Source organism: Actinomadura fibrosa, assembly GCF_900659615.1.
Classification (GTDB): Bacteria; Actinomycetota; Actinomycetes; order Streptosporangiales; family Streptosporangiaceae; genus Spirillospora; species Spirillospora fibrosa.
In genome coordinates this window covers 1-8,870 of record NZ_CAACUY010000321.1, presented here as the reverse complement: position 1 = coordinate 8,870, position 8,870 = coordinate 1, and the positions used below count along the sequence as shown (strand labels likewise).

Genomic DNA, 8,870 nt, shown 5'->3' with positions numbered 1-8,870 from the left:
GTCCTCGCCGGGAGGATCAGGCGGCCCGCGGCCGCTGCGCCGCGTTGAGCGACCCGCGCAGCGCCCGGATGTCGGCGCGCAGCCGGTCCGCCGCCAGCGGATCGGGCTCCAGGCCGCCGAGCCCGCCGTCCAGCAGGTCGAGCTCGGCGGTCCGCAGCCGCGCCAGCAGCAGGCGCGGCTCCCCGGCCGGCACGTCCCAGCGCTCCTTGCGCCGCCACTTCCGGTAGGCCAGCACGTGCCCCTCGCCCGGCACGAGGACGCCGCCCGCGGTCTCCGACTCCGCCGCCCGCCGGAACCGCACCAGGTAGCGCCGCCGCACGACCCGGTACACGACCACCGCCACGGCCAGGATGGGCGCGCCCTTCACCGGCAGCAGCGCCACGCCGGACAGCATCGGCGCGTCCCACCAGGAGTGCATCGCCAGCGCCAGCGCGAACCCGCCGCACGCGAGCGCGACCGCGCCCCGCGACGCCCGGCCGAACAGGCAGCCGAGACCCGCCCCGGCGACCGCCGTCATCGCCCAGTGGCTCCACCACACGCCGCCCGCCATCCGGCTCACGATGGAGAACAGCGCCGCGTTCGCGTCCTGCGTCGCCCCCGTCAGCACGATCGTGTTCAGCACGTACAGGAAGTTCTCCGACACCAGGAACCCGAGTCCGACCAGCGCCCCGTACCCGTAGCCGTCGAGCGGCCCGCGCACCGCCGCCGGCACCGCCAGCCCGAGCAGCGCCACCCCGAGCAGCTTCAGGATCTCCTCGTCGACCGGCGCCACGATCGCCGGACCCCACGCCGACGCGAAGTCCGGCCCCGCCGTCGTGCCGACGACCGCCTGGAACGCCGCGTTCACCGGCAGCGCCAGCCCGAACGCCGCGAGCCCGCCCCATCCGACCGCGAGGAGCGAGCACCCGAGCGGCCGCGTGCGGACCGGATGGAGCCGCCGCAGCAGCCACACCCCGAGCACCAGCACCGGCACCAGCAGCACGGCCCCGAGCGCCGCGCCGACCGGGAACGCCCTGACCTGCGCGCCCATCAGGCTCCCGGCGATGTAGACGCCGATGGCGCACACGACCGCCCAGAGCCAGAACGCCGGACGCGCCGTCATGCCGCGATCCTGATCGTCCGCACCATCGCCTCGATCTGGGAGGCCGCCTCCCGGAACCTCGCGGGCGCACCCGACGCCGTCACCGTCGCGCCGAGCGCGTCGTCGGCGAACACGCTCGCCATGCCGACCCGTCCCCGCCCCGTGAGAGCGCCCGTCAGCCCCGTCAGGCCCTGCAACGTCGTGATCGGAACGGGCTTCGCGCGCAACCGCGCGGCCGAGTCCACCGCCACGATCCGCCCGAGCCCCTGCCACAGGGCCGGCGCGTTCAGCGGCGCCAGCGGGACGATCACGCTGATGTCGAAGACGACCTCGTCCCAGACGAGCTCGGCGCCGCTGTTCAGCGAGGACCGGTCAGCCCGCAGCACCCACCCGGGAGCCATGACCGCGAACGTCACGGGCCGGACGCCGCCGCGCTCGGTGCCCACACCCACGACGGTCCCCGGCGGCAGCGGCATCCCGCCGTCCCGAAGGACCCTGTCCAGGAGCGGCAGCCCGCCGCCCAGGGCGAGCAGCACCAGCCCGACGAGACCCGTACCCCACCAACGCACCCGCGCCATCGTGCCCCCCCGGGATGACGTTCGCTGGGACATGCCCGGCAGATCAGCCCCTAAACGGACGTCACGACCAGTGCGGAGGGCGCTCCAGCGCCGCCGGCGGACGCGTCGCCGCGTCCCCGCGGGCCGCGCCGAGCTGGGACCGCGTGACGAACAGGCTCTCCCGCAGATCCGCGCCCCGCAGGTCGGCGCCCCGCAGATCCGCCCCGAGCAGATCGGCCCGCCGCAGATCGGCACCCCGAAGATCCGCCCCGATCAGGTACGCCCCCCGCAGGCTCGCGCCCCGAAGATCGGCCTTCGCCAGGGCGGCCCCCATCAGATCGGCGCCACGGCGGTCCTTCCGTCGCGGCACACCCGCCCGAGCCAGCTCGCTGGCCTCGGTGAGCAGCCCCCGCACGCCCTCGCGCACCTTCGCCACGTCCAGGACGGCCAGCTCCTCGGCGCCGCCCTCCGTCAGCCGCCCTATCTCCTCCCGCGCCCGCCGCAGCCCCCCGCGGATCGGCCGCGCCTCCTCCAGCGCCAGCGCCTCGTCCAGGTACCACAGCACCTCGTGGAGCTGCCGCATCACCGGGAACACCGCGAACATCGCCGCCGCGACCCCGCCCGTCCGCCAGTCCCGGCCCCCGAACGTCCCCTGCGACACCTTCTGACCGGCCCCGAAGCAGTCGAACACCGTGCAGCCGGTGAACCCCCGCCCCCGCAGGTCAGCGTGGATCCCGCACCGGAAATCCTCCAGCAGGTTCCCGCACGGCTCCCCGGCGGCCTTGTCGACCGCGAAGTCCGCCGACGCCGCGAACGGCAGCGCCACGCAGCACAGCCCGAAACACTTGCCGCAATCGGCCCGCAACCCCGACAACGATCCCCCGCGACTCGACGACCTCCCATTGTCGCCCGTCCCGGCCCATGCTCAGGCGGCGTCGTGGAACACCAGCCCCAGCGTCCGCCTGCGGCCCGACCGGACCACGCTGACGCCGTGCCGCATCGGCGCCGCCGACCAGCCCCGCGCCGTCCGCACCGGACGGTCCCGCGTCGTGAAGACGAGGCCCCGCCCTCGCGGCAGCGGCGTCGCCGTCCCCCGCGACTGCGCCCGCGCCCGCTGCTCCACCGTCAGGAACTCCCCGCCGGTGTAGTCGGTGCCCGGCTCGTCCAGCCCGATCACCACCTGCAAGGGGAACACCAGGTCCCCGTACAGGTCGCGATGCAGCGCGTTCCAGTCGCCCTGCCCGTACCGCAGCAGGATCGGCGTCGGCTTGACCTGCCCCGCCGCGTGGCACATCTCCAGCCACGCGTCCAGCGTGTCCGGCCACGGCGCGGGCCGCCCAAGCTTCGCGGCCCAGTCCCGCGCGATCGGCAGCAGCCGCGGGTACAGCGCCTCCCTCAGCTCCCGGACGGGCTCGGGGAACGGACGCGCGAAGTACCGGTACTGCCCGGCCCCGAACCGGTACCGCTCCATGTCGACCGTCGACCGGAACAACCGGACCTCGTCATACAACTCAGCGACCTTGGCGCACTCGTCCGGCTCCAGCAGTACAGGCGTCAACGCAGACCCGCAAGCCCCGACCTCCTCGGCCAGCACCCCCCAGTCCGCCGCCCCGACCCGCTCCGCGAAAATCCCCATCCCAGCCCCTTCGCACGAAGTCCTCTAGAAAAGAACCCCGCACCCCCAGAACCGGTTGCACCGAGACCTAAGCCAGATCGTGCACCCCACCCTTGATCTCCAGCACCAGTCCCCGCCACACGCTCGCAGGCATCCAGAGCACCTCGCCCGCCACCGCCCGATCGTCCCGCGCGGCCACTACCCCCGCACCGGCAGCAGCGACCTCGACACACGCACTAGAACTGGCACAAGCCCTCCGCCAGCCGAGCGGACGGCCGTTCACCGAGTCCTCCTGGAGCATGGACGCCTCTCTGTCAGCTCTACCGACGCGGGGCATCCCATGTCCCGGCCGGACAACGTCTGCCGGAACCGGATCGTCGCGGCTAGGTGAAGATCCTATTGGTCTCCGGCCGCCCGGCTGACACAACCGGCCGACATAAACGTCGCCGTGTCACGGCCTGAGCCATGAGAAGGACGGTCATGATGGGGGAATTGTTCCGTTTTTGCGGTCTATGTGGCGGATGCCCTGCCGCACCCGAGTCGAACGCCGTCACGCAGCGCGGAGGTACTCGGACGGCCCTGTGCTCCGGGCCTGAAGAGCGGACCGACGACCTCACAGTGGCTCGTGGTGGTCCGCTTCGAGTTCGCCCCAGCGTTCCTGCGCCGTCCTCAGGACGAGTTGGCGGGACTCGTCCGGGTCGAGAGTGCTGCGGATCAACTGTTCCCAGGCGAGTTGATAGAAATAAGAGGTGTCCTCATCGCGGAACTCCGAGGACGAGATGTTCTCCAGAATGACCACGTCGTAGAGTTCCGCGTCGTAGGCGGTCGAGAAGCTCATCAGCGTGAACGACTCACTCATCACGGGACTGCGATTCACGTGCAGCGGCATGACCCTCAGCGTGATGTTCGGCAGTCGCGACCATTCGGCGAGGCGCGTGAGCTGTTCGTTCATGATCGTGGCATCGCCGATACGGCGGAGCAGGACCGACTCGTCCAGGATCACCGAAAGGCGGAGCGGACTGGCCCTCCGAAGAACGTCCTGCCTGCGCAATCGCGCCTTAACGCGCCGGTCGACCACGGCGGGGGACGTGGGAACCACCGCGCTGTAGCTGGCGATGACGTATCGCGCGTACCCGGGAGACTGGAGCAACCCCGGGATCACTTGTGTCTCGTATTGCCGAACGGATTCCGCTTCGTCTTCGTAGGCGATGTAGTCGGCCAGGCCCTTGTTGATGTCGTGCCGGTAGTCCAGCCACCAGCCAGGCTGGGTCGCGGCATGGGCGAGTGCGAGTATCTCGCCTTTGTGCGACTCGTCGACCCCGTAGAGCTCCAGCAGGAGGCGGACGTCGGACACGCGGGCGCCGATCTTGGCGTTCTCGAGCCTGCTGAGCTTGCTGGCGCTCCAGTTCAGCCGCGAGGCGATCTGCTCGACGGTCAGGGAGTTCGCGTCCCGCAACCGACGCAACTCCAATCCCAGGCGCCGCTGGCGGACTGTTGGAACCTGCGGCGCCATGTCGCTCCCGTTCCCTCACCTGCAGCGGATGCCGGCGTCGGTGCCACGATCGATGCAACGTGCATCGCAATATAACACCGGGCTGAAGAGGGGGATAGGGCCAATCATCTGGACCAGAGGAATCGTGCACCTTGCAGGGACCTCTGGCCCCTGTCCCCATGGACACAATGTCCTTTTTCGAGTGTCTGCATGCGGCCGTGCACGTTGCACTGCCGTGTGCCGGAAGCCGATACTGAGGGCGCGCGGCCGATGGCGGGCGCGCGGCATCGCGATGTTGGTTTCGGGCAGGCGGCGTGAGCCGCGCAGAAACCACTCGGTCACGTTCCACAGTGGCCTGCACCCCATTCCCGCGGTGGCGGGGGACCGGCCTTCGGGTCGAGGGAGTGAAGGAGGCCCGATGAGGAGCCTTCCGGTTCACAGGAGCATCTTCGTCCTGGATCTTGAGAAGTCGACGGCGCGGACCAATCCGGTCAAGGCGGAGCTCCGCCGCGAGGTCTACAGGATGTTCAACGACGCGCTGGCGTCCAGCGGTGTGAAGCCCGCGGTCCTCGACCCCTTCGAGGACCGCGGGGACGGGGTGCTCGCGCTGGTCCATCCGGTGGACGATGTGCCGAAGTCGCATCTGCTGAGCCGCCTGATCCCGGAGTTCGCGCAGGCGCTGGAGGACTACAACCAGAGCCTGCCCTGCGGTGAGGTGCGGGTCCGCGGGATACGTGTCCGCGCCGTCGTGCACGCGGGCGAGGTCCATTGCGACGAGAACGGGTACTTCGGAGAAGCGGTCGATGTGGCCTGCCGGCTGCTGGACGCCCCGAGGCTGAAGAAGTGCCTCAGTGAGGCCGTGGCGCCGCTTGTGCTGGTGGTCTCCGAGGACATCTACTGGAGCATCGTCCGGCACGGGTACGACGGTATCTGCGTGGAGAGCTACCGGCCGGGTGTGCGCGTGAACGTCGGGGGAAGGCGGCGGCAGGGGTGGATCCATCTGCCGGTCCCGGAGGACATGCGGTCGTTCGTGGCGTGAGGGGTCGGTAGGGTTCTGCGTTCATGTCTTTCGAGTTCGATTCCGTCGTTTCCCGGCTTCGCGCTGCGGGGTGTGTTTTCGCTGAGGACGAGGCGCGGCTGATCATCTCCACGGCGGGGACGGCGGACGAGCTGGCCGCCATGGTGGACCGGCGGGTGTCGGGGCTGCCGCTCGAACACGTCCTCGGCTGGGCGGAGTTCTGCGGGATCCGGCTGGCCGTGGAGCCGGGGGTGTTCGTGCCGCGGCGGCGGACCGAGTTCCTCGTCCGGCAGGCCGTCGCGGGGGCGCCCGAGGGGGCCGTTGTCCTGGACTTGTGTTGCGGGTCGGGGGCGCTCGGGGTGGCGGTGGCCGCGTCCGTGGCCGAAGTTGAGCTGCATGCGTCGGACGTCGAGTCCGCAGCGGTGCGGTGCGCGCGGCGCAATGTCGGCGCCGCCGGGCGGGTGTACGAGGGCGATCTGTTCGCGCCGCTGCCCGGGACGCTGAAAGGGCGCGTGAATGTTCTCCTCGCCAACGTGCCCTACGTTCCCACGGGGGAGATCGCGCTGCTGCCCCCGGAGGCGCGGGATTACGAGCCGCGCGTGACGCTGGACGGCGGGACGGACGGCCTGGAGGTGCTGCGCCGCGTCGCCTCCGAGGCGGCGGGATGGCTGGCGCCGGGCGGGCGGCTGCTTTCGGAGGTGAGCGACCGGCAGGTGCCGGACGCGGTCCGGGCGGTGGAACTCGGCGGGCTCGGTGCGGACGTCGTGCGTTCCGAGGAGTTGTCGGCGACCGTTCTCGTCGGCGTGAATGGTTAGAACGCGAAGGGCGGGTAAAAGAGGGGTCACGGACGAACGAACGAAGGAGTTGAGGGATCCATGCGCCGCATCAGTGCAGCGCTCAGCGCAGTCGTCGGTACGATCGTCAACGTCGTCACGCTGCCGTTCCGCGTTCTCGGCAAGCTGGTGACCCCCTCGCGCGGCCGTCCGGCGCGCTCCGCCGGCCGCCGCGCCGCCTGACCGCGTACATGAAGGAGGAGGGGCTGCGGCCCCTCCTTTTTCGTGTGCGCGAAAAACCCGTTGCTCTCCGCGGGGCCGTGCTCCACCATATGAGTAACGAGCTGAACGAGAACGGAAGGAGACCGCAGTGACCGTGTACCGCGCCAAGCAGCTGCGGTGGCCTTTCGGGGTCCGCCGCCAGGGCGGTCGATTCGTTCCCGGGGAAGCCTCTGGATAGGGCCATCAGGCTCCGCCGGAGGCCGCCAGGGACATGTCCCTGGCGGCCTTTTCGTTGCACAGTGCGGGAGAACGCGTCCAGCGTTCCCCGACGGCTCTCAGGCTCATGTGGATGAGCGCCCGGTTGAAGCCCGGGAGGATGAGGTTCGACTCCTCAGGGGGCCACGCACGCCTCCATAGCTCAGTGGATCAGAGTGCCGCGCTACGAACGCGGAGGCCCAGGTTCGAGTCCTGGTGGAGGTACGGCGGGACCGATGTCCCGCGCCGTTCGCCGTACAAGCCGAAATGGTGAGGTGCCTGGCTTCCACCCAGGAGAATCGGGTTCGATTCCCGAGTACGGCTCTGGACTGGACCGGCGGGAGTAACGACCCCCGGCTGGTTCGCCCGTGCCCGGGCGAGGCGGACGCCACCGCCCGCCGCTGGGCACATCGCCGCTCTCGTTCAACTGGGAGGACCCCGGGCTCTTACCCCGGGTATGGAGGTTCGAGTCCTCCGGGCGGCACGGGACGCGACGCGTCCGATGACCGGTAGCTCAGTCGGGAGAGCGGCTGCCTTACAAGCAGCGGGTCGCAGGTTCGAGCCCTGTCCGGTCAACTCGGCACGGTGAGGGGCGCGGTCCCGCCGCCCGGACGGGGGCCGGCGGGACCGCGCGCCGTGCTCAGCCCTCCAGGAAGATCAGGTCCTCGCAGGCCCGGGTCATCCGGACGGTCCGCCCGGTGACCTCGACGATCGTGTCGAGGCCGGTGGCGTGGCCGTCGGAGATGACGAACAGCCGGTCGTCGCGCGCGGCCAGGAAGTCGTGGAACCCGTCGAGGGACGGGTCGCCCGCGCCGAGGGCGAGGTAGTCGGCGAGGCGGCGGAACAGCTTCGGCAGCAGCACCAGGCGCTCGCTCAGGTCGGCGGCGGAGTCGATCGTCGCGCCGTCGGTGGTCGCGTCGTCCGCCCACACGCCGGCCGCCGCCGCGCGCGCCTTGCTGGCGGCCGCGGTGAACTCCTCGCGCAGGTCGGGGAAGAGCTTGCTGTAGTACGTCGGGTAGGCGAGGCCGTCCGCGACGAGCCGGTGGTTGACGCTGCGCTGGAGCACCGGCACGTCGGCGAAGACCGGCGACAGGTCCTCGCGGTCGGTGGTCCCGGCGAAGGCGAGCGCCACCGGGCGGCCGTACTTGTCCGCGAAGCGCGTCAGGATGTGGCCGGGCGTCTCCTCCGGGACCGCGTGGACGACCGTCTCGCCCTCGCGCCGCACGTCCTCGAAGCCGAGGAGGGCGAGGAGGCGGGCGCCGGCGGCGTGCCCGAGGCCGAGCGGCTGGTGGACGCGGCCGCCGTGCCCGTTCGGCGTGTAGTGGGTCTCCAGCGCGTCGATGGCGTCCAGGCGCAGCTGCGCGCCGCCGGAGCGGTTGACGCGGGCGGCCAGGCGGAGCTTGGTGAACGCGGCGGGATCGTCGGGGACGAACCGGATCGAGTCCCCGTCGGGCTCGGTCCGCAGGATCCGGTAGCGGCCCTTGATGACGCTCATCGGCATGGTCGTCCCCCTCGCCCGCCGTCCGCCCCCGGGACGGCTGCGCCTGCGCGGTGCCTCGATGCGACCGCTCATTCCGGAGTCAATCAGGGCAAATCGGCGGTCACCATGGCCTTGCCGGATGCGGTCCGTGTCCGGCTGCGGCCAGGTGGTGAGGGTGCCCGCTTGACGGGCCCCGCGCGGTCGCTTACTTTGGCGTCCAAATATTTGGTCTCAAAGTAATGCGTCCGGGCCGCGCCGCCCGCGGAGGAACGATGAGCGACTTTCCCACGTACGCGCCGTCGGAGGAGCACGAGTTGCTGCGTGCGACGGTGCGTGAGCTGGCCGATGCCAAGATCGCGCCGTTCGCGGCGGAGGTG

The 8,870-nt window shown here is 71.0% G+C and carries 10 protein-coding genes and 4 tRNA genes; 7 read left to right on the top strand and 7 right to left on the bottom strand.

The window, feature by feature from the left end:
- Positions 1 to 16 precede the first annotated feature (16 nt).
- The 6 genes from E1300_RS44645 to E1300_RS44620 form a co-directional block, all read right to left on the bottom strand.
- Complete coding sequence (locus E1300_RS44645) at positions 17 to 1,102, bottom strand: PrsW family glutamic-type intramembrane protease (RefSeq protein ID WP_131763335.1); 1,086 nt, start codon at positions 1,100 to 1,102, stop codon at positions 17 to 19.
- Positions 1,099 to 1,650, bottom strand: a complete 552-nt coding sequence (locus E1300_RS44640) for a hypothetical protein (RefSeq protein ID WP_131763334.1) — start codon at positions 1,648 to 1,650, stop codon at positions 1,099 to 1,101. Before E1300_RS44640 ends, E1300_RS44645 begins: the two co-directional genes overlap by 4 nt.
- 70 nt (positions 1,651 to 1,720) lie before the next feature.
- Positions 1,721 to 2,464 (bottom strand): pentapeptide repeat-containing protein, encoded by a 744-nt coding sequence (locus E1300_RS44635; RefSeq protein WP_207400327.1) that lies wholly within the window; start codon positions 2,462 to 2,464, stop codon positions 1,721 to 1,723.
- Between the two features lie 99 nt (positions 2,465 to 2,563).
- Positions 2,564 to 3,274, bottom strand: a complete 711-nt coding sequence (locus E1300_RS44630) for a 2OG-Fe(II) oxygenase (protein WP_131763332.1) — start codon at positions 3,272 to 3,274, stop codon at positions 2,564 to 2,566.
- Positions 3,275 to 3,341: 67 nt separating this feature from the next.
- Positions 3,342 to 3,554, bottom strand: a complete 213-nt coding sequence (locus E1300_RS54100) for a DUF397 domain-containing protein (protein WP_165503275.1) — start codon at positions 3,552 to 3,554, stop codon at positions 3,342 to 3,344.
- Positions 3,555 to 3,866: 312 nt separating this feature from the next.
- A complete protein-coding gene (locus E1300_RS44620; RefSeq protein ID WP_131763330.1) occupies positions 3,867 to 4,766 on the bottom strand; it encodes a helix-turn-helix domain-containing protein in 900 nt (299 codons plus the stop codon).
- Positions 4,767 to 5,163: 397 nt separating this feature from the next.
- On the opposite strand from E1300_RS44620, the gene E1300_RS44615 reads away from it, so the two are divergent.
- From E1300_RS44615 to E1300_RS44595, 7 genes are all read left to right on the top strand, one after another.
- Positions 5,164 to 5,784, top strand: a complete 621-nt coding sequence (locus E1300_RS44615; RefSeq protein ID WP_131763329.1) for a nucleotidyl cyclase domain-containing protein — start codon at positions 5,164 to 5,166, stop codon at positions 5,782 to 5,784.
- Positions 5,785 to 5,807: 23 nt separating this feature from the next.
- Positions 5,808 to 6,578, top strand: a complete 771-nt coding sequence (locus E1300_RS44610; RefSeq protein ID WP_131763328.1) for a putative protein N(5)-glutamine methyltransferase — start codon at positions 5,808 to 5,810, stop codon at positions 6,576 to 6,578.
- Between the two features lie 60 nt (positions 6,579 to 6,638).
- A complete protein-coding gene (locus E1300_RS50850) occupies positions 6,639 to 6,779 on the top strand; it encodes an LPFR motif small protein (protein ID WP_165503274.1) in 141 nt (46 codons plus the stop codon).
- Between the two features lie 386 nt (positions 6,780 to 7,165).
- Positions 7,166 to 7,238 (top strand) — tRNA-Arg (locus E1300_RS44605).
- Between the two features lie 27 nt (positions 7,239 to 7,265).
- Positions 7,266 to 7,337: transfer RNA gene (locus E1300_RS50845), tRNA-Gly, on the top strand.
- Positions 7,338 to 7,425: 88 nt separating this feature from the next.
- Positions 7,426 to 7,497, top strand: a tRNA-Lys gene (locus E1300_RS44600).
- Positions 7,498 to 7,516: 19 nt separating this feature from the next.
- Positions 7,517 to 7,589: transfer RNA gene (locus E1300_RS44595), tRNA-Val, on the top strand.
- A gap of 64 nt (positions 7,590 to 7,653) precedes the next feature.
- Here E1300_RS44595 and E1300_RS44590 read toward each other — a convergent pair.
- Positions 7,654 to 8,514, bottom strand: coding sequence for a thermonuclease family protein (locus tag E1300_RS44590; protein ID WP_131763327.1), 861 nt, complete (start codon positions 8,512 to 8,514; stop codon positions 7,654 to 7,656).
- Positions 8,515 to 8,870 lie beyond the last annotated feature (356 nt).

What these genes read in the sequence shown, in the direction of transcription:
- E1300_RS44645 (WP_131763335.1), bottom strand. Translation starts at nt 1,102, where the DNA reads ATGACGGCGCGTCCGGCGTTCTGGCTCTGGGCGGTCGTGTGCGCCATC.
- E1300_RS44620 (WP_131763330.1), bottom strand. Translation starts at nt 4,766, where the DNA reads ATGGCGCCGCAGGTTCCAACAGTCCGCCAGCGGCGCCTGGGATTGGAG.
- E1300_RS44610 (WP_131763328.1), top strand. Translation starts at nt 5,808, where the DNA reads ATGTCTTTCGAGTTCGATTCCGTCGTTTCCCGGCTTCGCGCTGCGGGG.
- E1300_RS44630 (WP_131763332.1), bottom strand. Translation starts at nt 3,274, where the DNA reads ATGGGGATTTTCGCGGAGCGGGTCGGGGCGGCGGACTGGGGGGTGCTG.
- E1300_RS50850 (WP_165503274.1), top strand. Translation starts at nt 6,639, where the DNA reads ATGCGCCGCATCAGTGCAGCGCTCAGCGCAGTCGTCGGTACGATCGTC.
- E1300_RS54100 (WP_165503275.1), bottom strand. Translation starts at nt 3,554, where the DNA reads ATGCTCCAGGAGGACTCGGTGAACGGCCGTCCGCTCGGCTGGCGGAGG.
- E1300_RS44615 (WP_131763329.1), top strand. Translation starts at nt 5,164, where the DNA reads ATGAGGAGCCTTCCGGTTCACAGGAGCATCTTCGTCCTGGATCTTGAG.
- E1300_RS44590 (WP_131763327.1), bottom strand. Translation starts at nt 8,514, where the DNA reads ATGCCGATGAGCGTCATCAAGGGCCGCTACCGGATCCTGCGGACCGAG.